We start from the raw sequence: 24,559 nt of genomic DNA on the forward strand, positions 1-24,559 counted from the left end.
TGAGTGATGGACAACGCGCCGGAGCAAGTGCTCCGGCAGTCAGGCAATCTCCCGCCGGAACGGCGGCAGCGCATTGAGAATAGCCTTGCCATAGCGCTGGGTGACCAGCCGCCGATCAAGCAAGGTGATAACGCCGCGATCCTGTTCGGTTCGCAGCAGGCGACCACAGGCCTGGATCAACCGCAGCGAGGCATCGGGCACCGCAATTTCCATGAACGGGTTGCCACCACGCGCCTCGATCCACTCCGCCAATGCCGCTTCGACCGGGTCGTCGGGTACGGCGAAGGGGATCTTGGCAATCACCACGTGTTCGCAGTAGGCCCCCGGCAGATCGACCCCCTCGGCAAAGCTGGCGAGGCCGAACAGCACACTGTGCTGGCCATCGTCGACCCGCGCCTTGTGCTTGTTCAGGGTTTCCTGCTTGGACAGGTTGCCCTGGATCAGCACCAGTTTGCGCCAGTCCCGGTCGAGGCCATCGAACACATCCTGCATCTGCTTGCGTGAGGAGAACAGCACCAGCGCACCACGGGCATCCTCGACGATGCTCGGCAACTCGCGGATGATCGCGGCGGTGTGCGCCGAGGCATCGCGCGGGTCGGCCTTGAGGTCGGGGACCCGCAGCAAGCCGGCATCGCCATGCACGAACGGGCTCGGTACCACGCAGGTGACCGCATCATGCGGCAGGCCCGAGCGCATGCGGAAGCGGTCGAACTTGCCCAGTGCGGTCAGCGTCGCGGATGTCACCAGCGCGCCGTGGGCGACATTCCACAGGCTGCGGCGAAGCATATCGGCGGCCAGGATGGGGCTGGCGTTGACCTCGATGTCGAACAGCGCGCCACTTTCGGCCAGGGTCAGCCAGCGGGCCATGGGCGGGCTGTCTTCGGGGTCTTCGGCGGTAAACGCCGTCCACAGTTCCCAGTTGCCCTGGGCTCGGGTGACCAGGCTGCCGAACAGCGGGTACCACTCCTCGGCCTGATGGCTGGCGATACCGATGTTGACCTCGCCGTCCATGCCCTCCTTGAGCAGGTCGGCCAGCCGGGTGAACAGGTCGTTGAGGCGGGCGAAGCCCTTTTTCAGCTCGATGCCCACTTCGCGAATCTGCTCGGGCACCACGCCGCCTTCGAAACGGTAGCGCGGGCGCTCACGGCCTTCGTTGTCCTCGCCGGGACGGAAATCGGCAACCTGCTCGCACAGGGTGAACATGAACTGCTGCTGGGTGCGTACCTCCCGCGCCAGTTCGGGCACCTGCTCGATGTACTTGCCCAGGTCGCCGGGCAACGGGTGCTGGGCCAACAGCTTGGTCAGGTTCTTGGCAGTCTGCTCCAGCCAGTCGGCGGTGGAACGCAGGCGCGAGTAATGGGCGAAATGGCCAATGGCCTTGTCTGGCAGGTGGTGGCCTTCGTCGAACACGTACATGGTATCGCGCGGGTCGGGCAATACCGCGCCGCCGCCCAGGGCCAGGTCGGCCAGGACCATGTCATGGTTGGTGACGATCACATCGACCTTGCCCATGCCTTCGCGCGCCTTGTAGAACACGCACTGCTGGAAGTTCGGGCAATGGCGGCCGGTGCACTGGCTATGGTCGGTGGTCAGGCGTGCCCAGTCCTGGTCTTCCAGGGCTTCTGGCCAGCTGTCGCGGTCGCCGTCCCAGCGGTTGCCGGCAAGCTTCTCGATCATGCTGTTGAACAGCTTCTGGCTGCGCTCGTCGACTTCGATGCGGAAGCCTTCTTCCTCGAACAGCTGGGCGGTGGCCGACTGGGCGTGCCCTTCCTGCAGCAGGATGTCGAGCTTGGACAGGCACAGGTAGCGGCCGCGGCCCTTGGCCAGGGCGAAGCTGAAGTTGAGCCCGCTGCTGCGCATCAGGTCGGGCAGGTCCTTGAACACGATCTGCTCCTGCAACGCCACGGTCGCCGTAGCGATCACCAGGCGCTTGCCAGCGGCCTTGGCAGCCGGAATGGCGGCCAGGCTGTAGGCCACCGTCTTGCCGGTACCGGTGCCTGCCTCCACCGCCACCACGGCCGGTTCGCCAGCACGACGGCCTTCGTCGTCGCAGGCGATGTCGCCGAGCACCTTGGCCACTTCGGCGATCATCAGACGCTGGCCATAGCGCGGCTTGAGGCTCTTGGCTTCGAGAAAACGCGTATAGGCGCCCTGGATGGTGGCTTTGAGTTCGTTGCTGATCATGGTCTGCAGGCGCCCGCCGGGCTGGATATATTTTCAGTGTTTCGCATGGGGCGGCTATCATACCCCGCTCTTGCCCTTTCTGCCGCATGGAGATCCGGATGCTTGCCTTTGCCCTGCCCTACACATTGCATGTATTGGCCGCCCTGGTGTGGGTTGGCGGCATGTTCTTCGCCTGGCTGGTACTGCGCCCGGCAACGGTTGCAGCCCTGGAAGGGCCTGCGCGCTTGCGTTTGTGGGTGGAAGTGTTCCGACGCTTCTTCGGCTGGGTCTGGCTGGCCGTGGCGATTTTGGCGATAAGTGGTATCGGCATGTTGCACATGCGCTTCAGCGGCTTCGAGACCGCACCCAAGTACGTGCAGGTGATGATGGGTGGCGGCATCGCCATGTTCGCCCTGTTCATGCGCGTCCAGGCGCTGCTGCTGCCGGAACTGAAAGCAGCCGTGCAGGCCGAGGACTGGCCGACGGGTGCAGCGGTACTCGGGCGGATTCGGCGGATGGTAGGGATCAACCTGCTGCTGGGCCTGGCGGTGGTTGCCGTGGCCAGTTCGCGCCTGATGGCCTGACGGGTTGCCCCCCTGTTAGGAGCGGCCTTGTGTCGCGATGGGCTGCGCAGCAGCCCCATAAATCAATGCAAAAACGCTGAAATCGGGGGCTGCTGCGCAGCCCATCGCAACACAAGGCCGCTCCTACAGGGGGATGTAGCAAGGCTTCTACAGGCGTTGCAGGATCAACTCACCGGTTGCCCCCGCCGCCCCTGGCTGACCTGGCTGCCCCGGGCGGCCATTGGCCCCGGCCTCGGTGCTGTACACCAGGCAGCCCTTGCTGGCCCCGCCCTTACCTGCCTTGCCTGGCGCCCCGGCCTTGCCCGCTGCGCCGCCGTCCAGGCGCACCACGATGCGCTCCTGCGGGAAGCCCTGCGGCACGCTCAGGCGAATGCGCCCACCCGGTGCACCATCATGGCCGTTGCCGCCGTCGTCGCCATTGGCACCACGGCTGGCCTGGCCCCAGGTACAGCCGCCGGCCTGGCCGTTGGCGCCATCGAGCCCCACATACCCGGGAGCACCCGTGCCACCACGGGCATCGATCGCCAGCCGCTCGGCATCCAGTTCGGCCAGCTTGAGGTCCAGGCTACGCCCCGAACGCGCGGCCCGCTGGTACGTGCCCGCCGCGCCTGGCGCACTGAATTCGCTGCCCTCGGCCAGCCGTGCACTGCGCGCCTCGATCAGCAACGGGCTGTCGGACGGCGCAATGGCGATACGCGCGTCCCGCCCCAACTGCAGCTGGTCGACCTTCAATTCCGCCAGCGTGGCCGGCAACAACAGGGTGGCGGCATCGGCCACGCGCAACTGCGCAAGGTGCACAGTGGCCGACTTGTTTGGCAGGCGCAGCATGGAGTTGGCTGCCACCTCCAGGCTCTCGGCCTGGGCCAGGGGAACGGCCAGCATGGCCAGCAACATCAGATTACGCATTTCGCGGCGCCTCCTGCGCACGGGGGATGGACATGACATGGAAGATACCCGTCAGCAGGATCTGCAACCGATCGAACCAGCGATGGCTGCGCCCGCGCAGGCTGCCATTGAAGAACAGCACTTCGAGCACGTGCAGGCCCAGCAAGGCGATACCCGCAGCATTGATCAGCAAATTGAACGGCAAGGGTTGCGGCATCAATTGATTGAAAAACACCACGCCCCAGAATGCGACCGTCAGGACCTTGCCCAGGCCCAGGATGAATTTCATATCCCGCCCCCATGGATTGTTGTTATGTCGAGACGCCCGTTCGAGCGGGCCGTGCGAACCACATTAACTGCAATGCCAAGGCAGGCGCCAGCGCCGCTTGGTGGAGAGGCCGCGCCATCGGTCGCTTGCAGGCGTGCCCCTGACGGTGCCGCTGGCCACGAGCGGCTGTCGCCGCGGGACGCGCCCGTGCCACTGCTCAAGGCACGGGCGCAGGCGCTCTAACGCTGGATCTTGATTTCGGTACGGCGGTTCATGGCACGCCCCTCGGCCGTGGCGTTGTCTGCCACCGGCTGGGTTTCACCGGCACCGACCACCGACACGAAGCTGCTGCGCGGCACACCGCTCTCGACCAGATAATCGGTCACCGCGTGGGCCCGCCGCTCGGACAGCTTCTGGTTGTATTGGTCGGAGCCGACGCTGTCGGTGTGACCGCTGACGCTCAGACGGGCGGACGGTGCTTCCTGCTTGAGCCGGGTGGCAACGGTGTTGAGGCGCTCCTTGTCGCTGGCGGTCAGGCGCGCAGAATCGAATTCGAAGTGCACATCGCGGATGACGATGACTTCTTCCTTCTGCACCACCACTTCCTCGACCACCGGTGCCGGCTCAGGCGGGCAACCGTTGGCATCCACCTGCACGCCGCGCGGGGTGCCGGGGCACTTGTCACGGCTGTCCGGCACGCCGTCGCCGTCCTCGTCGCCATCGCCATGGGCCCAGCAGTAGCCTGCCGCCAGGCTACCGCCCAGCAAGGCACCCCAGCCAGCCCAGCTGGAGCTCTCGATGGCGCCCAAGGCAGCGCCGCCTACACCCCCGACGGCAGCACATTTCGGCCAGTCGGTCTTTTGCAAACCTGCACAACCAGTCAACACACTGGTGAGCAGGACCAGGGGTATCGCTGTGCGTACTATGCTCATTGCTTTGCTTCTCCTAGGGGGAATCGGCATAAGGCCGATCTCTCGGAGTAAAGACCGCGCATGCCATCCCTGCCAGCAATAAGCCACGACGCGGTCACATGCCTCTTTGCCCATACGCTGTGGCCCGCTAGTCTTGGACGACTTGAAGAGGACTTGCAATGAACGACCGCTTTTCCCAGCGCACCCCGCAGCAGGCCCTGGCCGCCCTGCTCGAGCGCTTCACCCCGCAACGCCTGCTGCTGGTGGGCACGCGCTTTCCGGCACTGGACGCCTTCGCCCAGGCCCACCCGCAAGTGACCATCGCCACCGCAGCCCCCGGCCCGCTGCCGGCCGAACTGGCGGCGCAGCGCTTTGACCTGGCGCTACTGGTGGACTGCCTGGAGCATCTGCCCAAGCGCACCGGCCTGGAACTGCTCGGCGGGGTGCGCAACCTCAATGCCAGCCGGGTTGCAGTGCTGGCCGACCTGGCCGCCTGCGGCTGGCAGGACACCGACTTTTTTGCCCTGGCCCTCTCGGCCAGCGAGAAATTCTGCCGGGACGAGCAGGTCCTGAGCCTGTTCACCTATGATCTACATGACTACAAGCAGGTACCGGACTGGCTCAATGCCAAGTTCTGGGCCAACCCTGAAAACTTTGGCAAGTACTGGTGGTGATGATGAGTGTCTCGGTCTGCCCTTGCGGCAGTGGCAACCTGCTCGACGCCTGCTGCGGGCACTACCATGCCGGCACCCCGGCGCCCGATGCCCAGGCGCTGATGCGCTCACGCTACAGTGCCTATGTGCTGGGCCTGGTCGACTACCTGGTGGCCACCACCCTGCCGGCCCAGCAAGCCGGCCTGGACCGTGCCGCCATGGCCGCCTGGAGTGCCCAGAGCACCTGGCTGGGCCTGGAGGTGGAAGCGGCAGAAGTGCTGGGCGGCCAGCCTGAACATGCCTTTGTGACCTTCACCGCACGCTGGCACGACCAGGATGGCGATCACCAGCACCGCGAACGCTCGGCCTTCGTCCAGCATGCCGGGCATTGGTATTTCATCGACCCGACGGTCGGGCTCAAGGCCGGGCGCAACGATCCCTGCCCCTGCGCCAGCGGCCAGAAGTTCAAGAAATGCTGCGCCAGCTACGTAGGTAGCTGAGATGATCGCCCCCGCCCGCCTGCTGCTCGCTCCGTTGCTCGCCTGCCTGGCCCTGCTGGCGGGCTGCAGCAGCTGGGGCGGCGATGACTGGCGCGAACCCGAGGTGCACCTGGTCGAGGTCGAGACGGTCAAGGCCAGGTTGCTGGAACAGGAGTTCGTGCTGCACCTGCAGGTCGTCAACCCGAATGACAGCCGCCTGTTCATCCGCAACCTGTCCTATGCCATACGCCTCAACGACCTGCTGCTGGTGCAGGACGAAACCAGCCTGTGGCGCAGTGTCGGCGGGCATGCCCGGCGTACCTTCAAGATCACCGCGCGAACCAACCTGTGGCAGCACCTGAAACCACTGGCCAAGCTGCTCAAGAGCGGTCAGCCGCTGCACTACAGCCTGCAGGGCGAACTGGCGACCGGCTTGATCATGCATCGGGACCTGCACTTGTCGCGCAGTGGTGAGATAATCCCCGGCGATTACCACCCGGAGTAACCCTGCAATGTCCCAGCAACCCCACGTTCATGGCCCTGACTGCAACCACGACCATGATCACCACCACGATCATGGCCACGTTCACGGCCCGCACTGCAACCACGGCCACCAGGAGCCGGTACGCAACGCCCTGAAGGACGTTGGCCGTAACGACCCATGCCCGTGCGGTAGCCAGAAAAAGTTCAAGAAGTGCCACGGCGCCTGACCTGAACAGCATGTGCGCGCCCCGCCAGCGGGCCGCGCAGTGCATGGCCACAGGCCAGAAGCAGCACGATGCACAGTGCCATGCAGATGGCATTGGTACCCTTCCAGCCGACCGAGCCCAGCAACAGCGACGGGCTGAATGCGCCAACGGTCGCGAACAGGGCGATGGCCAGGTCGTTCTTCCCTTGCATGTGCATGGCCGACGGGCTGTGCTGCAGCGTTTGCGCCAGCAACGCCCCGCCGCCCACGTAGGTCAGGTTCCAGCCAAGGCCAAGGGCTATCAACGACAAGGTCATCATCGCGTAACTGTGTGACCACAGGTTCATGGCCGTGCAACCGATCAACAGGCCCAGGCCGGCGCAGAGGGTGGCCCTGATCCCGAGCTTGTGGATGATGGCGCCGGTGAAGAACGACGGGGCGAACATGGCAATCACATGCCATTGAATCGCCAGGCGCACGTCGGAGAAATCCTCATGCAGGTGTTTCATGTGCATGGAAGCCTGGATCATCAGCAAGTTCATGACCCCGTAACCCAGCGCGGCCACGGCCATGGCCACGACCAGCACCGGGCTGAGCGGTTCGCTGGTTGCAGCAGACGCGTTTCTCGCTGGCACCCGGAGCGCCCCTGTGGCCTCGCCGGGCAGGCAGGCGGCAATCAGCAAGGACATCGCCGCCAGGCCAACAAAAGCGGCGTAACACAGCGAAAACAGCGGGTAGCCGCCAACGTCGCGGAGCCACTCGGTGAGTGCCGGCCCAACCACGGCAGCCATCACACCGCCGGCCACAACCAGGGAAAGCGCTTTGGGCTTCAGGCTCTGTGCCAGGTTGTCGGTAGCGGCAAAGCGGTTGAAGTTGGCGAACGCAATGTAGATACCCAACGCCGAGTGGCTGATCACCAGGGTCGCGAAGTGCTGTTGCTGCAACGCCAGGTAGCCGCTGATGCCGGACACGGCCAAAGGTATCGAGCCCAGCATGAATGCCCGCTTGCGGCCAATACGGCCCATCAGCCTGGAGACCGGGTAAGTGGCCAGCATCATGCACAGGAACTGAAAGCCGTAAGGCACAGTGGACCAGGTGCTGGCAGGCGCCAGCGCCGCCCCGACAGTGGCAGCCATGGTCACCGACATGACCGCTGTCGTCAGGTTGATCGATTGCGCCGTGAAATACAGGTAGGTGCGCCGCGGAAGTGTGCTCGACATGGCATGTGCTCAGGTGGGTGGACGGTCGCGTATCCGGCACCTGCAACGGCACCGACGGGGGCATGGTGGCAGCTGCCGCGCCCTGAAACGCAAACAGTCGACGCACTTTCCGGTTAACTGTTAGGCTGTTTTTTCTAACAGTCGGCGGACCCGCCATGCGCCCGAACAGCCTGCATGACCAATTGAAACAGCGCCTCGAAGCCGGCGAGTGGCTGCCTGGCCAGCGCATGCCGTCTATCCGCAAGCTAACCGCGGCGGCTGACTGCAGTTATCACGATGTCGTCTCCAGCTATGCCCGGCTGGTCAGCGAAGGTGTGCTGACCGCCATCCCAGGCCGCGGCTACTTTGTCGCCTGTAGCAGCCGGCAGCCAGGTACATCAGGTACCGGCCCTGCCGAGCCCCCGGCAGGCATGGCCGACGACCCATTGTTCACGCTGTTGCAAAGTGGCCGGCACTTCACCAAGCTCGGTAGTGGCTGGCTGCCCCCGGCCTGGCGTGACACCGAGCTGCTGGCCAAGGCGATACGCCGCACTGCGCGGCTGGAGCAGAGTTCGCTGGCGGAATATGGCGACATCCAGGGCTACCTGCCCATGCGCAGGCAACTGTCCATGCACCTGCAGCGCCTGACCCGGATCGAAGCCCGCCCCAGCCAGTTGCTGACCACCCTGGGCGCCACGCAGGCACTGGACCTGGTTGCGCGGTTGCTGATCAAGCCCGGCGATCACGTGTTGGTCGACGAGCCCGGCAATGGCAACCTGATCAAGCTGATCCAGCTGGCCGGTGGCCAGGTACTTGGCGTGCGGCGTACCCAGGACGGGCCGGACGTGGAGGACATCAAAGCCCAGCTGGCCAGGCACAAGGTCAAGGCGTTCTTCTGCAACAGCAACTTCCATAACCCGACCGGCGGCAACATCAGCCCGCACATTGCCTTCGGCATCCTGCGCCTGGCGACGGAGCACGACTTCTTCGTGGTCGAGGACGACGTGTATGGCGACTTCAGCCCGGGCATGCGCCAGACCCTCGCCGAACTGGACAACCTCGAGCGGGTCATCTACATCGGCAGTTTCTCCAAGTGCCTCTCCGCGTCCCTGCGCGTGGGCTACATCGCTTGTTCGGCGGCGCTGATCGAACCGCTGACGCGCCTGAAACTGCTGACCTGCGTTGCCGTGCCAGCGTTTTGCGAACGTTTCGTCAACACCATCTTGTCCGATGGCACCTATGCCCGGCACATGAAAGACCTGCAGCAGCGCATGATCCGCCAGCAGGCGCAAACCCAGCAATTGTTGCGGGCGCGTGGCTGGCAGTTCGACGTAACGCCGCAAGGCGGTATGTTCCTGTGGGTGTATCACCCTGAGCTGGCCGACCTGCAGCCGTTCATGCAGCGCCTGGAGCAGCACAAGGTGCTCCTGATGCCGGGCTCGGCCTTCGCCGTGAGCCGGGACTATCAAGGCCATGCACGCATCAATTGCACGCATTTTTCCGATGCCTTGGCCATGCACTTCAAGGTTTGTACCGGCGCTGGCAAATAAAGCGCCCAAGGACCTTGCATGGCGCCTGCGCGCTTACTACCTTAGCGCCTTTCCAAAACCGCCACGCCTTGCAGGAGCCCTTGTCATGGCCGCCCCCGCCTCCCCCCCCTTCCGCCCGCGGTTCGTAACCGCCGCCACGCTGCTCGGCATGCTCGGGCTGGCCGGCTGCCAGACGGGCGGCTACCAGGGCAGCGTGCCACCGGCCAGTGGCGTGCAGCCGCTCAAGGGCCTGGCGCAGAACGTCTCGGTACGGCGCAATGCGATGGGTGCGCCACTGATCGAAAGCAGCAGCTTCCATGACGCCCTGTTCAGCCTGGGCTACGTGCATGCCGGCGACCGTATCGAACAGATGGTGGCCATGCGCCTGCTGGCGCAGGGCCGCCTGGCCGAACTGGCCGGCAGCGACGCGCTGGACATCGACCGGCTGATGCGCGCCGCCAACCTCAAGCAGAGCGCCGCCCAGCAGTACGCCGAAGCATCGCCACGGCTCAAGCGCTTTTTCGAGGTCTATGCCCGCGGGGTCAACGCTTACCTGTTCCGCTATCGCGACAGGCTGCCGGCCGGCCTGGCCAGCAGTGGCTATCGTCCCGAATACTGGAAGCCCGAGGATTCGGCGCTGATCTTCAGCCTGTACGCCTTCAGCCAGTCAGTGAACCTGCAGGAAGAACTGAGTGCCCTGGTCCTGGCGCAGAAAGCCGGTAGCGACAAGCTGGCCTGGCTGTTGCCCGGCGCCCCGGACGAGCCATTGGCTGAAGCAGAAGTAGACAAGCTCAAGGGCCTGAACCTGGCCAGCCAGTTGCCTGGCCTGCCAGCCCTGGCCGCCGCCAGCCAGAAGCTCGCCGACCTCGACCTGCTGGGCAGCCCCGGTTCGGCCAACCTGGCCCTGGCGCCGCAACGCAGCCGCAGCGGCAAGAGCCTGCTGGCCAGCGACAGCCGCGCCGCCTGGGCCTTGAGCCCGGTGCAGATCCACACCGGCAAGTACCAGGTCGCCGGGCTGTCGTTGCCCGGCCTGCCCATCGTGCTGGCCGGTTACAACGGCAAGCTGGCCTGGAGCAGCAGCGCGGTCATGGCCGACAACCAGGACCTGTATTTGGAACAACTGCGACATCAGGGCAGCCAGGTGAGCTACCTGGCCGACGGCAAATGGCTGCCGGCTCGCGCCCGTAGCGAAACCTTCTTCGTCCGTGGCCAGCGCCCGTTGCGCGAAGTGATGTATGACACCCGCCACGGTACCCTGCTGGCCCAGCCAGGCAATGCCAGCCTGGGCCTGGCGCTGAACCTGCCGCAGGTCAAGGGTGACCGCAGCCTGGATGCGCTGTTCGACCTGACCCGGGCGCAGAGCGTGGAGCGCGCCTTCGACAGTACCCGTGAAGTGACTGCCGCCGCCCTCAACTTCGTCTTCGCCGAGCCCGAGCACATCGGCTGGCAAGTCAGTGGCCGCTACCCCAACCGCCGCGACGGCCAGGGCCTGCTGCCATCGCCGGGCTGGGACGGCCGCTACGACTGGGACGGCTTTGCCGACCCGATGCTGCACCCTTACGACCAGGACCCGCCTGCCGGCTGGATCGGCCACGCCAACCAGCGCAGCCTGCCACGCGGCTATGGCATGCAACTGTCCAGCACCTGGTACTACCCCGAGCGGGCCGAACGCCTGGCGCAGCTGGCCGCCAATGGCCGTCACGACAGCCGCAGCCTGATGGCCCTGCAGAACGACCAGGTCACCCTGCTGGCCGACAAGCTCAAGCAGGTGTTCGACGCCCCTGGCATGGCCCAGCCGCTGCAGCAGGCAATCGACGCCCTGCCCGCCGCCCAGCGTGACAAGGCCCGCGACGCGCTGGCCCGGCTCAAGGCCTTCGATGGCCGCCTGAGCCCGGTGTCGGCCGATGCCGCCCTGTACCAACTGTTCCTCCAGGAAGTCGCGCGACAGACCTTCCTCGACGACCTCGGGCCGGAATCCAGCCCGGCCTGGCAGGCTTTCGTCAGCAATGCGCGGTTGTCGTTCTCGGCCCAGGCTGACCACCTGCTGGGGCGCGACGACAGCCCGTTCTGGGATGACCGCAACACCCCGCAGAAAGAAGACAAGCCGGCCATCCTGGCGCGCAGCCTGGCTGGCGCCATTGACGCGGGCACCACGCAACTGGGCGCCGACCGCCGCGCCTGGCAGTGGGGCAAGCTGCACCAGTACCGCTGGCCGGCACCGGCCTACCACGGCCTGGGCGATGCCATCAGCCGCTCGCCGCAGGCTGCCGGTGGTGATTTCACCACCCTGGCTTTGACGCCCTACGCCTGGGGCAGCGACTTCGATACCCGCCTGCCAGCCTCGGCACGGATGATCGTCGACTTCGGCCAGGCCGAGCCGTTGCAGGTGCTGACCAGCAGTGGACAGTCCGGCAACCCGGCCAGCGCACACTACAGCGACGGGCTGGATGCCTGGTTCAAGGGGCGCTTCATGAGCCTGCCGCTGCAGCAGCAGAACTTCGGGCGCGCGTATGGCAATCAGCGTTTGACGTTGGTGCCTGGCCGCTAGTGGACCGTTTCCTGCTGACCCGCAGCCGGCCAGCTACCTAGCATCCTCGGTGCCGCACTGTTCCCCGACAGCTGCGGCACACTTCCATCAAGAGGATGATGAACATGGCTACAGAAACCCTGAAAATTGAAATTTCCTGGCCGGATACGCTCAAAATTCCAGCTGGCGCTACCGTCAATGCACAACTTTGGGTAGGTACCGCCATCGCCGACTACCGCATGATCAGCGACGGAGATGCCAGCGCCCCTGCTGTCACTTCGCCAGCCAAGCTGGAAATCACTTATGACACCGAGGACCTGCGGCCAGGCAGCGCCGACACCGTATGGGATCACTTCCGTACCGCTCCCTACCTGATGCATGACGGCAAACGCCTGAACATCTCCCGCGTGGCCAAGATCAGTATCGAAGACGCCAGAAAGTCGGGCTGGAAGATCGCTATTTCCTGACGCGGTCCGGGCAGCCCTCGAGAGGGCTGCCCTCACACATCGAACTTGCCGCGGCCCTCGACACTCTGAGCTAGCAAGCCCTATCCCAGACGTTGAGCCATGGACCTCGTCATCGCCCGCCCCGAAGGCCTGTACTGCCCGCCCGGTGATTTCTATATCGACCCGTGGCGGCCCGTGGACCGAGCTGTGATCACCCATGGCCACGGCGACCACGCCCGCATCGGCAATGGCCATTACCTGGCCGCCAGCCCTGGCGCCGGCATCCTGCGCAGCCGCCTCGGCCAGGACATCAATTTGCAGACCCTGGCCTACGGCGAACGCCTGCTGCACCATGGCGTTACCCTGAGCCTGCACCCGGCCGGGCATGTCCTGGGCTCGGCGCAGGTGCGCCTGGAGTACCAGGGCGAGGTCTGGGTCGCCTCCGGTGACTACAAGGTGGAGCCGGACGCCACCTGCGCACCGTTCGAACCAGTGCCCTGCCACACCTTCATCACCGAATCGACCTTCGGCCTGCCCATCTACCGCTGGCCCAGCCAAGGCGAAATTTTCTCCGGGATCAATGCCTGGTGGCGCGCCAACTGCGCACAGGGCAAGGCCAGCGTGCTGTTCTGCTACGCCTTCGGCAAGGCCCAGCGGATCCTCCACGGGCTGGACGCCAGCATTGGCCCGATCCTTGTGCATGGCGCCGTCGAACCGCTCAACCGGGTATATCGGGAGGCTGGCGTGTACTTGCCAGAGACCCGCTACGCCGGTGATATCCCGCGCAACGACCCGCTGCTGCGCCAGGCGTTGGTCCTGGCCCCACCCTCGGCCGCTGGCAGCAGCTGGATGCGCCGTTTCGGCGACTACAGCGATGCCTTCGCCAGTGGCTGGATGCTGTTGCGTGGCACCCGCCGACGGCGCGGGGTGGACCGTGGCTTCGTGCTCTCGGACCATGCCGATTGGCCGGGGTTGCTCTGGGCCATCGGCCAGACCGGCGCGGAACGGGTGATGGTCACCCACGGGTCAGTCAATGTGCTGGTGCGCTACCTGAACGAACAAGGCCTCGATGCCCGCGCCTTCGCGACCGAATACGGCGAGGAAGACGACGCTGTCACCACGGAGCCAAACGCATGAAAGCGTTCGCCGACCTGTACCTGAGGCTGGATGCGACCACCTCCAGCGTTGCCAAGCTGCAGGCCTTGCGTGACTACTTCAGCACCGCCCCAGCTGCGGATGCCGCCTGGGCCGTGTACTTCCTGGCCGGTGGCCGGCCGCGCCAACTGGTGCCGACGCGGGTGCTGCGCGAAATGGCCACTGCGTTGGCCGGGCTGCCGGACTGGCTGTTCGAGGAAAGCTACCAGGCCGTTGGCGACCTGGCCGAGACCATTTCCCTGCTGGTGCCGGAAAGCCATCACGCGAGCGACGATGGCTTGGCCCACTGGGTCGAACACCATCTGCTGCCATTGCGCGGCCTGCCCGTCGATCAGCTGCAGCAACGCCTGGCGCCATTGTGGGCCCAGCTGGACCGCCCCAGCCTGATGCTGTGCCTGAAGCTCATCACTGGCAGCTTTCGCGTTGGCGTATCGAAGCTGCTGGTCACCCGTGCCCTGGCGCAACTGGCCGGGCTGGATGCCAAACGCGTGGCCCAGCGCCTGGTCGGCTACACCGACATCAGCCACCGCCCCACCGCCGCCAGCTACCAGAGCCTGGTCGCCCCGGCATCAGACGATGAGCATGGCCAGCGTGGCGGCCAGCCCTACCCGTTCTTTCTGGCCCACCCTCTGCAAGTGCCTAGCGAACAGTTCGATGCAGTGCTCGGCTCGCCAAGCGACTGGCAGATCGAATGGAAGTGGGACGGTATCCGCGCCCAGGTGGTCAAACGCGACGGCCAGCTGTGGGTCTGGTCGCGCGGCGAGGAACTGGTCACCGAGCGCTTTCCCGAGCTGCACAGCCTGGCGCAGACCCTGCCCGACGGGGTCGTGCTCGATGGCGAGATCCTGGTGTGGAAACCGGGCAGCTCGGCGGAACAGCTGGCGGTACAGCCATTTGCCCTGTTGCAGCAGCGCCTGGGCCGCAAGACCTTGGGCAAGAAGCTGCTGAGCGATGCGCCGGTGGTCCTGCAGGCCTACGACCTGCTGGAATGGCAGGGCGAGGACTGGCGCAGCCGGCCGCAGCACGCGCGCCGCCGGCAGCTGGAACGGGTGCTCGAGGCACAGCCATTGGCCCCGGTGCTGCTCTCGCCGCTGCTCGAAGGCCCGGACTGGGCCGACCTTGCCCGCCAGCGCGAACAGTCACGCAGCCTGGGCGTGGAAGGCTTGATGCTGAAGCAGCGCGAGGCCTTGTATGGCGTAGGGCGGACCAAGGACATGGGCACCTGGTGGAAGTGGAAGATCGACCCGTTCAGCGTCGATGCCGTGCTGATCTATGCCCAGCGCGGCCATGGCCGGCGGGCCAGCCTGTACAGCGACTACACCTTCGCCGTGTGGGACGCGCCGGCCGGCACCCCGGGGCGGGCGCTGGTACCTTTTGCCAAGGCCTATTCAGGGCTCAGCGACGAAGAGATGCGCAAGGTCGACGCCATCATCCGCAAGACCACGGTCGAAACCTTCGGCCCGGTACGCAGCGTGGCACCGACGCTGGTATTCGAGTTGGGTTTCGAGGGCATCGCCCTGTCCCGGAGGCACAAGAGCGGCATTGCCGTGCGCTTTCCGCGGATGCTGCGCTGGCGGCTGGACAAGCCGGTTGAAGAGGCGGACGACCTGGCGACCCTGCAGGCCCTGCTGGCTTGAGACAATTCGCACCGCGAACCAGCCCGCGCGCTGATCCAACAGATAGCGGATGAGGCGCAGTCACGCAATCTATGCTTCTATCTGTGTGCCGACCCGTGTCGCAGACCGTTTTCGCCACGCCATCAGGACGACCATGCACCATTCAACCCACGACCTGCTGTCCCCCGTTCCGGGCATCACCCGCCAGCTGCACAGCTTCCACTTCGGCCCCCGCGGTGGCGGCAAGGTGTATATCCAGGCCTCGCTGCATGCCGACGAGTTGCCGGGCATGCTGGTGGCCTGGCATCTCAAGCGCCGCCTGGCTGAACTGGAACAGCAAGGCCGCCTGCAGCGCGAGATCATCCTGGTACCCGTGGCCAACCCGGTCGGCCTGGAACAGGTACTGCTGGACGCACCGCTGGGGCGTTTCGAACTGCAAAGCGGTGAGAACTTCAACCGCAACTTCGTCGACCTGTCGGACAGCATCGGCGACCAGATCGAAGAACACCTGACCCAGGACCCGGCGCATAATCTCGCCTTGATCCGCGAGTACCTGCGCCGTGGCCTGGATGCGCACCCTGCGCGCACACCGCTGCAAGCCCAGCGCCTGATCCTGCAGCGGCTGGCCTGCGATGCCGACATGGTGCTGGACCTGCATTGCGATTTCGAAGCTGTGGAGCACCTGTACACCACCCCGGACGCCTGGGTGCAGATCGAACCCCTGGCCCGCTATCTGGGCGCGCAGGCCAGCCTGCTGGCCACCGACTCGGGCGGGCAGTCGTTCGATGAGTGCTTCAGCCTGGTCTGGTGGCAGTTGCAGCAGCGCTTCGGCAAGCGCTTCCCGATTCCGTTGGGCTGCTGCTCGGTGACTGTCGAGTTGCGCGGCCAGGCCGATGTCAGCCATGACCTGGCCAGCAAGGACTGCCAGGCGATCCTCGACTTCCTGACCTACAGCGGGGTCATCGAAGGCGCCCACGCCGCCCTGCCCGCATTGCGCAGCCCCGCTACCCCACTGGCCGCCGTCGAGCCCGTGGTCGCCCCGTTGGGCGGGCTGCTGGTGTACCACGCCAAGCCTGGGCAAACCCTCGAGGCTGGCCAGCTGATCGCCGAAGTCATCGACCCGCTCAGCGACCGCGTGACTGCCGTGCGCAACGATCAGCCCGGCCTGCTGTATGCGCGCAGCGTACGGCGCATGGCCACCGCCGGCATGGTCATCGCCCATGTGGCCGGTGAGCAGGTATGCCGCAGCGGCTACCTGCTGGCCAACTGATCAGGTAAAACCATTGCATCTGGCGGGTTGTCTGTAGAAACACAGCCCGCCAAGGACGCCATGCCCGATGCCCGCCGCCACCGACCTCGCCAGTGCCTGGTTCGCCAAGCGTGGCTGGAAGCCGTTCGCTTTCCAGCGCCGTGTCTGGGCCGCCGTGGCACGCGGCGAATCTGGCCTGCTGCATGCCAGTACCGGGGCCGGCAAAACCTACGCGGTATGGCTCGCCGCGCTGCGCGCCTTCAAGGCCGAAGCCCAGGGGCGACAGGCTGCGCCGTTGCAGGTGCTGTGGGTTACGCCGATGCGTGCCCTGGCCGCTGACACCGCCCGCGCCTTGCAGGCGCCGCTGGACGAGCTCGGCCTGCCCTGGAGCGTGGGCGTGCGCAGCGGCGATACCGGCAGTGCCGAACGTGCCCGCCAAGCGCGACGCCTGCCCAGTGTGCTGGTCACCACCCCCGAAAGCCTGACCCTGCTGCTGACCCGCGCACAGGCCCGCGACGATTTCGCCACGCTGCGCCTGGTGGTGGTGGACGAATGGCACGAACTGCTGGGCAACAAGCGCGGCGTACAACTGCAACTGGCCCTGGCCCGCCTGCGCCGCTGGCACCCTGGCCTGCCGACCTGGGGCCTGTCCGCCACCCTCGGCAACCTTCAGCACGCACTGGAAGTGTTGCTGCCGCAGGGTGGCCTGCTGGTGCAAGGCAGGCAAGACAAGCCGCTGCTGGTCGATACCCTGCTGCCGGCAGCCATCGAGCGCTTCCCCTGGGCCGGGCACATGGGCCTGAAGATGCTTGAGCAGGTCTGCCAGGAGATCGACGCCAGTAGCAGCTGCCTGGTGTTCACCAACACCCGGGCACAGGCCGAACTGTGGTACCAGGCGCTGCTCGACGCACGCCCCGACTGGGCCGGGTTGATCGCCCTGCACCACGCTTCACTGGCCCGCGAGACCCGTGACTGGGTGGAGCGCAGCCTCAAGCAGGGCGGCCTGAAAGCGGTGGTCTGCACCTCCAGCCTGGACCTGGGCGTGGACTTTCTGCCAGTGGAGCGCGTGCTGCAGATCGGCTCGGCCAAGGGTATTGCCCGGCTGATGCAGCGGGCTGGGCGCTCCGGTCACGCGCCAGGGCGGCGCTCGCGGGTTACGTTGGTGCCCACCCACAGCCTGGAACTGGTCGAGGCAGCTGCCGCCAGGCAGGCCCTGGCCGCCGGGCACATCGAGGCGCGGTATTCGCCACGCCTGTGCATGGACGTGCTGGTGCAGCACCTGGTCAGCATGGCCCTGGGCAGTGGTTTTCACGCCGAACTGTTGCTCGAGGAAGTGCGCAGCACCTGGGCCTTCCGCGAATTGCGCGACAGCCAGTGGCAATGGGCGCTGGACTTCGTCTGCCATGGCGGCAGCTCGCTCAGCGCCTACCCCGACTACCAGCGGGTCGAGCGCCAGGCCGACGGCATTTACCGGGTCGCCAGCGAACGCTTGGCACGTCGCCACCGCATGAGCATCGGCACCATCGTCAGCGACGCCAGCCTGCAACTCAAGTATTGGAGCAAGGGCGGTGGGGGCAAAGCGCTGGGCAGCGTCGAGGAAGCCTTCATCGCCCGCTTGCGGCCTGGCGATACCTTGCTGTTCGCCGGGCGCGTGCTGGAACTGGTACGCGTGGAAAACATGACCGCCTACGTGCGCCGCAGCAGCGCCCGCAAGGCCGCGGTTGCCCGCTGGAACGGCGGCCGCATGCCGCTCTCCAGCGAACTGGCCGATGCCCTGGTCGGCCAGCTGGATGCAGCAGCACAAGGGCGTTTCGAGGGCCCGGAAATGCGCGTGGCGCGCCCGCTGCTGGCCTTGCAGGCGCAATGGTCGGCGCTGCCGTCCACCGCCACGTTGCTGGCCGAAACCTTCAAATCCCGCCAGGGCTGGCATCTGTTCCTGTACCCGTTCGCCGGGCGCATGGCCAACCTTGGCCTGGCCAACCTGATTGCCTGGCGGGTGAGCCGCGTGCAGCCGCTGTCGGTCTCGATCGCTGTCAACGACTATGGGTTCGAACTGCTCAGCCCCGGCGACGTGGATTGGGCGACCCACCTGCCGCAGGCACTGGGTACCGAGCACCTGCTGGACGATGTGCTGGCCAGCCTCAACGCAGGGGAAATGGCACTGCGGCGTTTTCGCGAGATCGCCCAGATTGCCGGGCTGGTGTTTGGCGGCTATCCGGCGGCACAGAAAAGCCTGCGCCAGATCCAGGCCTCCAGTGGCCTGTTCTACGAGGTTTTCCGCAAGCATGACGCCGGCAACTTGCTGCTGGGCCAGGCGCGAGACGAAGTGTTGAATGAAGAACTGGAGATCGAGCGCCTGCATCGGCAATTGCTGAAAATGGGGCAGTTGCGGCTCGACCTGCAGTTGTTGAAGCGGCCGGGGCCGTTGGCGTTTGCCTTGCTGGTGGAGGGCATGCGCGAAACCCTGAGCACCGAGAAACTGGCGGACCGGATTGCACGGATGGTCGCCGAACTGGAACGTGCAGCGGGTGCCAGTGCATGACCGGCCTGCTGCCCATTGAGCACTGTGGCCAGCAGCTCTGGCTGCTTCCCGACAAGGCCATCTACTGGCCGGCACGCCGTGCCCTGCTGGTGGCCGACGTGCACATCGGCAAGGCAGCAAGCTATCGCGCCCTGCACCAGCCGGTACCGCGCGGCACCACCGCCGCAACGCTGGCCCGCCTGGATGCGTTGTTGGCCGCGCATGACTGCGAGCAACTGATCGTCCTCGGTGATTTCCTGCATGCGCGCGCAGCACGAGCGCCAGCGACGCTGGCCGGGTTGCTGGCCTGGCGCGAACAGCACAAGGCGGTGAAGATCGTGCTGATACGCGGCAATCATGATCGCAACGCCGGCGACCCACCCGCTTCGCTCGGCATCGAGGTGATGGAGGAACCGTGGCTCCTGGAACCCTTCGCGCTACAGCACGAACCGCGACCTCATCCGACCCACCCGGTGCTGGCGGGCCATGTCCACCCGGTCTTCGTCCTGCGCGGCAAGGCGCGGCAGCGCCTGCGCCTGCCGTGCTTCCTGGTCGATGGCCAAGTCAGCCTGCTGCCGGCGTTCGGCGAGTTCACCGGGGGCTGGGAAATCGCGCCGGCGGCTACCAGCCGAGTCTACCTGGCCGGTGCAGGGCGCGTGTGGGCGCTTTAGCGGCTCAGGCGACTGGCGCCGGAGGCGCTTCGTCAGGCAGGGTCGGCTCGCCCGGTTCCATGGGTTGTGTTTCACCAGGCTCCGGCGGCTGTGGCGTATCGGGATCAGGCTGGTGGGGCACGCCCCCTGCCTGCATCGGCAGCGGGTGCGCCAGCAGTGACCAGGACAACAACCCCACATGGTTGGGCTGCAGGACTGCCAGCTTGGCACTGATTGCGGGATGGAGTTTCATTGGCTGCTCCTGACAAGGCCGTTGCGCATCATGCGCACCGGCATTATCCCGTTGGAGTGCCAAAGGCGCGGGTAATTCCCCGCGCTTGTCGGCTCAGGTACGCGGCAGGGTGACGCCGCGCTGGCCCTGGTACTTGCCGCCACGGTCCTTGTACGACACTTCACATTCTTCGTCGGACTGCAGGAACAGCATCTGCGCCACGCCTTCGTTGGCGTAGATCTTGGCCGGCAGCGTGGTGGTGTTGGAGAACTCCAGCGTCACGTGGCCTTCCCACTCGGGTTCGAGCGGGGTGACGTTGACGATGATGCCGCAACGGGCATAGGTGCTCTTGCCCAGGCAGATGGTCAGCACGTCACGCGGAATGCGGAAGTACTCGACGGTGCGCGCCAGGGCGAAGGAGTTCGGCGGGATGATGCAGACGTCGCTCTTGATGTCGACGAAACTACCGGCATCGAAGTTCTTCGGGTCGACGGTGGCCGAGTTGATGTTGGTGAACACCTTGAATTCGTCGGCGCAGCGCACGTCGTAGCCGTAGCTGGAGACGCCGAAGGAAATTACCCGGTTGTCCTGCTCGCCGCGCACCTGGCGCTCGACGAACGGTTCGATCATGCCGTGTTCCTGCGCCATGCGGCGAATCCACTTGTCCGATTTGATGCTCATGGCGGGATGTCCTAGAAGAGTTGCGAGGGGAAAAACCAGACGCGCATCTTACCGGTCCCCGCGCCCAGGTTAAAGTTCCATGCCTCATCCCGCGCCGGGCGGGGGTTTGCGCCGCCGTCGATCCGAATTCGCCTAAAGCGCCTTCTGACCATTGGCAGGTTGCGGAAAGTGGGGTAAGGTGACGCCACTGTGCTGCACGTGACACCGAGAATCTCTAGTTTGATGCACGATCCTGATCGGCCCATCGCTGAATTTTCTGCTCTCTTTGCGCTCAGTCCCGGGCAGGGTTTTTCCTGACCGTTATCAAATTGTCCAAGGAGACAGAAAAATGTCCAACCGTCAATCCGGTGTTGTTAAGTGGTTCAACGATGAGAAAGGCTACGGCTTCATCACCCCTCAGTCGGGCGATGACCTGTTCGTGCACTTCAAAGCCATCCAAGCTGACGGCTTCAAAACCCTGAAAGAAGGCCAGGCTGTTACTTTCGTCGCTACCCGCGGCCAGAAAGGGATGCAGGCTGAAGAAGTTCAGATCGCCTAAGTCGATCGAGCTTTTTAGCTTTCAAAAAAACCCGCCTTCCGGCGGGTTTTTTTATGCCTGATGGGTTGAGCACTTGTGGCGCCTGGAAGCTTGAGCGCCGCGCAGACGGCGCTTGATTTCTCAAGCGCCACAAGGCTCAAGCCAACATCAATCCTCGCTGATGGTAATGCTCGGCATTGCCGGTGCAGCCGCTTCCTGCAGCACGATCCGCGCCCCGACCTGGCGCGCCAGCTCTTGATAGACCATGGCGATCTGGCTTTCCGGTTCGGCGATGGCGGTCGGCTTGCCATTGTCGGCCTGCTCGCGGATGAGCATCGACAGCGGCAACGAGGCCAGCAGCTCGACACCATACTGGCTCGCCAGCTTTTCGCCACCGCCTTCACCGAACAGGTGCTCGGCATGGCCGCAGTTCGAGCAGATGTGCACGGCCATGTTTTCCACTACACCCAGTACCGGGATGTTGACCTTGCGGAACATCTCCACGCCCTTCCTGGCATCCAGCAAGGCCAGGTCCTGCGGCGTAGTGACGATGACCGAGCCTGCCACCGGCACCTTCTGCGCCAGGGTCAGCTGGATGTCACCAGTGCCCGGCGGCATGTCGATCACCAGGTAGTCCAGGTCGTCCCAGGCAGTCTGGGTCACCAGTTGCAGCAGCGCACCGGAAACCATCGGCCCGCGCCAGACCATCGGCGTGTTGTCGTCGGTGAGAAACGCCATGGACATCACTTCCACGCCATGCGCCTTGATCGGCACGAACCACTTCTGATCACGGATTTGCGGGCGGGTCCCTTCGGCGATACCGAACATCACGCCCTGGCTGGGGCCGTAGATGTCGGCATCGAGAATACCCACCTGGGCACCTTCGCGGGCCAGGGCCAGGGCCAGGTTGGCCGCGGTGGTCGACTTGCCCACCCCGCCCTTGCCCGAGGCCACGGCGATGATGTTCTTGACGTTGGCCATGGCCGGCACCTGGGCCTGGGCCTTGTGCGCGGCGACCACGCAATCGATCGACACCTGGGCACTGCTGACGCCCGCGAGGTTGCCGATGGCGGTCTGCAGCACCTGGGCCCAGCCGTTCTTGAACAGCCCTGCGGCATAACCCAGCTGCAACTGCACGCTGACCTGCCCGCCCTGGATATCGATGGCGCGCACGCAGCCGGCGCTGACCGGGTCCTGGTTCAGATAGGGGTCGGTGTACTGGCGAAGCACGCCTTCGACGGCGGCACGGGTGACGGCACTCATGGAGACTCCCATTGGCAAACTGAATGTAAAACAGGCGCCTATCCTAACCCGTCAATCGTCAGCAGATGTGCATGCGGGGTGAAATATCTTCGCCAGCCCTTTATAGTGGCCGATCAACCTCATTTTTACCCCGTCGCCAGATAAGTAGCCGAGCCACCATGTCCGAGCCACGTCAGATTCTCGTCACCAGCGCCTTGCCCTATGCCAACGGATCGATCCACCTTGGCCATATGCTCGAGTACATCCAGACAGACATGTGGGTACGCTTCCAGAAGCTGCGCGGCAACCAGTGCATCTATGTCTGCGCCGACGACGCCCACGGTTCGGCCATCATGCTGCGCGCCGAGAAGGAAGGCATCACCCCGGAGCAGCTGATCGCCAACGTCCAGGCCGAGCACAGCAGCGACTTTGCCGACTTCCTGGTGGACTTCGACAACTTCCACTCCACCCACAGCGAAGAGAACCGCGAGCTGTCGAGCCTGATCTACACGCGCCTGCGTGAAGCCGGGCACATCGCCACCCGTTCGGTGACCCAGTACTTCGACCCGGAAAAGGGCATGTTCCTCGCCGACCGGTTCATCAAGGGCACCTGCCCCAAGTGCGCCGCCGAAGACCAGTACGGCGACAACTGCGAAAAATGCGGCGCCACCTATGCGCCCACCGAACTGAAGAACCCCAAGTCGGCCATCTCCGGTGCCACTCCGGTACTGCGTGATTCCCAGCACTTCTTCTTCAAGCTGCCGGACTTCCAGGCCATGCTGCAGCAGTGGACCCGCAGCGGCACGCTGCAGGACGCCGTGGCCAACAAGCTGGCCGAATGGCTGGACTCGGGCCTGCAGGAGTGGGACATCTCGCGCGATGCGCCGTATTTCGGCTTCGAGATTCCGGGCGAGCCAGGCAAATACTTCTACGTATGGCTGGATGCACCGATCGGCTACATGGCCAGCTTCAAGAACCTCTGCGCACGCCGCCCGGAGCTGGACTTCGATGCCTTCTGGAACGAGGGCTCCAAGGCCGAGCTGTACCACTTCATCGGCAAGGACATCGTCAACTTCCACGCCCTGTTCTGGCCGGCCATGCTCGAAGGCGCCGGCTTCCGCAAGCCGACTGCGGTCAATGTCCACGGCTACCTGACCGTGAACGGCGCCAAGATGTCCAAGTCGCGTGGCACCTTCATCAAGGCCCGCACCTACCTCGACCACCTGCAGCCCGAATACCTGCGTTATTACTATGCAGCCAAACTGGGCCGTGGCGTCGATGACCTGGACCTGAACCTGGAAGACTTCGTGCAGAAGGTCAACTCCGACCTGGTCGGCAAGGTGGTCAACATCGCCAGCCGCTGCGCCGGTTTCATTCACAAGGGCAATGCAGGCGTGATGGTCGCTGGCGATGCCGCACCCGAGCTGAGCGAAGCCTTCCTGGCGGCCGCCCCGTCGATCGCCGAGGCCTATGAAGGCCGCGACTTCGGCCGTGCCATGCGCGAGATCATGGCACTGGCTGACCGCGCCAACGCCTGGATCGCCGACAAGGCGCCGTGGTCGCTGGCCAAACAGGAAGGCAAGCAGGATGAAGTGCAGGCCATCTGCGCCCAGGGCATCAACCTGTTCCGCCAACTGGTGATCTTCCTCAAGCCGGTGCTGCCAGTGCTGGCTGCCGACGCCGAAGCCTTCCTCAACGTGGCCCCGTTGACCTGGAACGACCACCAGTCGCGCCTGGAAAACCACCAGCTGAACCCGTTCAAAGCGCTGATGAGCCGCATCGAGCCAGCCAAGGTCGAAGCCATGGTCGCCGCCAGCAAGGAAGACCTGTTGGCCGCCGAAGCCAAGGCCCCGGTCGGCAACGGCGAGCTGGCCAAGGACCCACTGTCGGCGGAAATCGAATTCGATACCTTCGCAGCCGTCGACCTGCGCGTAGCCCTTATCGTCAAGGCCGAAGCCGTACCGGGTGCCGACAAGCTGCTGCAACTGACCCTGGACATCGGCGACGAGCGCCGCAACGTGTTCTCGGGCATCAAGTCGGCCTACCCTGACCCGTCCAAGCTGGAAGGTCGCCTGACCATGATGGTGGCCAACCTCAAGCCGCGGAAGATGCGCTTCGGCGTCTCCGAGGGCATGGTCATGGCGGCAGGCCCTGGCGGTGAAGAGATCTACCTGCTGAGCCCGGACAGCGGCGCCAAGCCAGGCCAGCGCATCAAGTAACCGGGCCTGCCGGGGGCTGCTGCGCAGCCCATCGCGACCCAGGGCCGCCCCTCCAGGAGATCAGTCCCTGCAGGAGCGGCCTTGTGTCGCGATGGGCCGCAAGGCGGCCCCACACTCTCCTCCAAACCCGGACAATCGCCGCGAT

The 24,559-nt window shown here is 65.2% G+C and carries 23 protein-coding genes; 15 read left to right on the forward strand and 8 right to left on the reverse strand.

Annotated features, from left to right (window positions below):
• Nucleotides 1-39 precede the first annotated feature (39 nt).
• Nucleotides 40-2,184, reverse strand: coding sequence for an ATP-dependent DNA helicase DinG (dinG, locus tag HG549_RS19860; RefSeq protein ID WP_170031843.1), 2,145 nt, complete (start codon nt 2,182-2,184; stop codon nt 40-42).
• Nucleotides 2,185-2,282: 98 nt separating this feature from the next.
• Between dinG and HG549_RS19865 the strand changes: the two genes are divergently transcribed.
• Nucleotides 2,283-2,747 (forward strand): CopD family protein, encoded by a 465-nt coding sequence (locus HG549_RS19865; RefSeq protein ID WP_170031846.1) that lies wholly within the window; start codon nt 2,283-2,285, stop codon nt 2,745-2,747.
• Nucleotides 2,748-2,894: 147 nt separating this feature from the next.
• On the opposite strand, the gene HG549_RS19870 is transcribed toward HG549_RS19865, so the two are convergent.
• From HG549_RS19870 to HG549_RS19880, 3 genes are all read right to left on the reverse strand, one after another.
• Nucleotides 2,895-3,653, reverse strand: a complete 759-nt coding sequence (locus HG549_RS19870) for a collagen-like protein (RefSeq protein ID WP_170031849.1) — start codon at nt 3,651-3,653, stop codon at nt 2,895-2,897.
• Nucleotides 3,646-3,921 (reverse strand): DUF1145 domain-containing protein, encoded by a 276-nt coding sequence (locus HG549_RS19875; protein ID WP_170031852.1) that lies wholly within the window; start codon nt 3,919-3,921, stop codon nt 3,646-3,648. Before HG549_RS19875 ends, HG549_RS19870 begins: the two co-directional genes overlap by 8 nt.
• Before the next feature lie 218 nt (nt 3,922-4,139).
• A complete protein-coding gene (locus HG549_RS19880) occupies nt 4,140-4,832 on the reverse strand; it encodes an OmpA family protein (RefSeq protein ID WP_170031855.1) in 693 nt (230 codons plus the stop codon).
• 158 nt (nt 4,833-4,990) lie between these two features.
• Here HG549_RS19880 and HG549_RS19885 point away from each other — a divergent pair, with 158 nt between their 5' ends.
• The 4 genes from HG549_RS19885 to HG549_RS19900 are packed head-to-tail and all read left to right on the forward strand — an operon-like array spanning nt 4,991 to nt 6,653.
• Nucleotides 4,991-5,485: a DUF6231 family protein gene (locus tag HG549_RS19885; RefSeq protein ID WP_170031857.1), complete on the forward strand. Its 495-nt coding sequence runs from the start codon at nt 4,991-4,993 to the stop codon at nt 5,483-5,485.
• A 2-nt stretch (nt 5,486-5,487) separates the two neighbouring features.
• Nucleotides 5,488-5,964, forward strand: coding sequence for a YchJ family protein (locus HG549_RS19890; RefSeq protein WP_170031859.1), 477 nt, complete (start codon nt 5,488-5,490; stop codon nt 5,962-5,964).
• Between the two features lies 1 nt (nt 5,965).
• On the forward strand, nt 5,966-6,448 hold the full coding sequence (locus HG549_RS19895) for an LEA type 2 family protein (protein WP_170031861.1): 483 nt from the start codon (nt 5,966-5,968) through the stop codon (nt 6,446-6,448).
• 7 nt (nt 6,449-6,455) lie between these two features.
• Nucleotides 6,456-6,653: an SEC-C metal-binding domain-containing protein gene (locus HG549_RS19900; RefSeq protein WP_003258907.1), complete on the forward strand. Its 198-nt coding sequence runs from the start codon at nt 6,456-6,458 to the stop codon at nt 6,651-6,653.
• Here the strand turns inward: HG549_RS19900 and HG549_RS19905 are convergent.
• A complete protein-coding gene (locus HG549_RS19905; RefSeq protein ID WP_256665970.1) occupies nt 6,631-7,851 on the reverse strand; it encodes an MFS transporter in 1,221 nt (406 codons plus the stop codon). The two genes, HG549_RS19900 and HG549_RS19905, sit on opposite strands and share 23 nt — an antisense overlap.
• Nucleotides 7,852-8,006: 155 nt before the next feature.
• Here HG549_RS19905 and HG549_RS19910 point away from each other — a divergent pair, with 155 nt between their 5' ends.
• The 8 genes from HG549_RS19910 to pdeM all read left to right on the forward strand — a co-directional run bounded on the left by HG549_RS19910 (nt 8,007) and on the right by pdeM (nt 19,544).
• The gene (locus tag HG549_RS19910) at nt 8,007-9,380 is read left to right on the forward strand and encodes a PLP-dependent aminotransferase family protein (protein ID WP_170031863.1); all 1,374 of its coding nucleotides are present in this window, start codon (nt 8,007-8,009) and stop codon (nt 9,378-9,380) included.
• A gap of 85 nt (nt 9,381-9,465) precedes the next feature.
• On the forward strand, nt 9,466-11,907 hold the full coding sequence (locus HG549_RS19915) for a penicillin acylase family protein (RefSeq protein ID WP_170031865.1): 2,442 nt from the start codon (nt 9,466-9,468) through the stop codon (nt 11,905-11,907).
• A gap of 104 nt (nt 11,908-12,011) precedes the next feature.
• Complete coding sequence (locus HG549_RS19920) at nt 12,012-12,353, forward strand: hypothetical protein (RefSeq protein WP_170031867.1); 342 nt, start codon at nt 12,012-12,014, stop codon at nt 12,351-12,353.
• A gap of 99 nt (nt 12,354-12,452) precedes the next feature.
• The gene (locus HG549_RS19925; RefSeq protein ID WP_170031870.1) at nt 12,453-13,469 is read left to right on the forward strand and encodes a ligase-associated DNA damage response exonuclease; all 1,017 of its coding nucleotides are present in this window, start codon (nt 12,453-12,455) and stop codon (nt 13,467-13,469) included.
• Nucleotides 13,466-15,124: an ATP-dependent DNA ligase gene (locus HG549_RS19930; protein ID WP_170031873.1), complete on the forward strand. Its 1,659-nt coding sequence runs from the start codon at nt 13,466-13,468 to the stop codon at nt 15,122-15,124. Before HG549_RS19925 ends, HG549_RS19930 begins: the two co-directional genes overlap by 4 nt.
• A 133-nt stretch (nt 15,125-15,257) precedes the next feature.
• Nucleotides 15,258-16,373 carry a succinylglutamate desuccinylase/aspartoacylase family protein gene (locus tag HG549_RS19935; protein ID WP_170031876.1) on the forward strand — a complete coding sequence of 372 codons (1,116 nt, stop codon included), beginning with the start codon at nt 15,258-15,260 and terminating at the stop codon, nt 16,371-16,373.
• 67 nt (nt 16,374-16,440) lie between these two features.
• Nucleotides 16,441-18,894, forward strand: coding sequence for a ligase-associated DNA damage response DEXH box helicase (locus tag HG549_RS19940; protein ID WP_170031879.1), 2,454 nt, complete (start codon nt 16,441-16,443; stop codon nt 18,892-18,894).
• Nucleotides 18,891-19,544 (forward strand): ligase-associated DNA damage response endonuclease PdeM, encoded by a 654-nt coding sequence (gene pdeM, locus HG549_RS19945; RefSeq protein WP_170031882.1) that lies wholly within the window; start codon nt 18,891-18,893, stop codon nt 19,542-19,544. Before HG549_RS19940 ends, pdeM begins: the two co-directional genes overlap by 4 nt.
• Nucleotides 19,545-19,548: 4 nt before the next feature.
• Here pdeM and HG549_RS19950 read toward each other — a convergent pair whose 3' ends face one another.
• Both HG549_RS19950 and dcd read right to left on the reverse strand, forming a co-directional pair.
• Nucleotides 19,549-19,776, reverse strand: a complete 228-nt coding sequence (locus HG549_RS19950) for a hypothetical protein (RefSeq protein WP_170031885.1) — start codon at nt 19,774-19,776, stop codon at nt 19,549-19,551.
• A 93-nt stretch (nt 19,777-19,869) separates the two neighbouring features.
• Nucleotides 19,870-20,436: a dCTP deaminase gene (dcd, locus tag HG549_RS19955; protein ID WP_003254920.1), complete on the reverse strand. Its 567-nt coding sequence runs from the start codon at nt 20,434-20,436 to the stop codon at nt 19,870-19,872.
• A 328-nt stretch (nt 20,437-20,764) separates the two neighbouring features.
• Between dcd and HG549_RS19960 the strand changes: the two genes are divergently transcribed.
• A complete protein-coding gene (locus HG549_RS19960; protein WP_003254922.1) occupies nt 20,765-20,974 on the forward strand; it encodes a cold-shock protein in 210 nt (69 codons plus the stop codon).
• 147 nt (nt 20,975-21,121) lie between these two features.
• On the opposite strand, the gene apbC is transcribed toward HG549_RS19960, so the two are convergent.
• Nucleotides 21,122-22,216, reverse strand: a complete 1,095-nt coding sequence (gene apbC, locus HG549_RS19965) for an iron-sulfur cluster carrier protein ApbC (protein ID WP_170031888.1) — start codon at nt 22,214-22,216, stop codon at nt 21,122-21,124.
• Between the two features lie 158 nt (nt 22,217-22,374).
• Between apbC and metG the strand changes: the two genes are divergently transcribed.
• Complete coding sequence (gene metG, locus HG549_RS19970; RefSeq protein ID WP_170031891.1) at nt 22,375-24,414, forward strand: methionine--tRNA ligase; 2,040 nt, start codon at nt 22,375-22,377, stop codon at nt 24,412-24,414.
• Nucleotides 24,415-24,559 lie beyond the last annotated feature (145 nt).

It is taken from the genome of Pseudomonas sp. SK, assembly GCF_012975065.1.
In the GTDB taxonomy this organism is placed as follows: domain Bacteria; phylum Pseudomonadota; class Gammaproteobacteria; order Pseudomonadales; family Pseudomonadaceae; genus Aquipseudomonas; species Aquipseudomonas anuradhapurensis.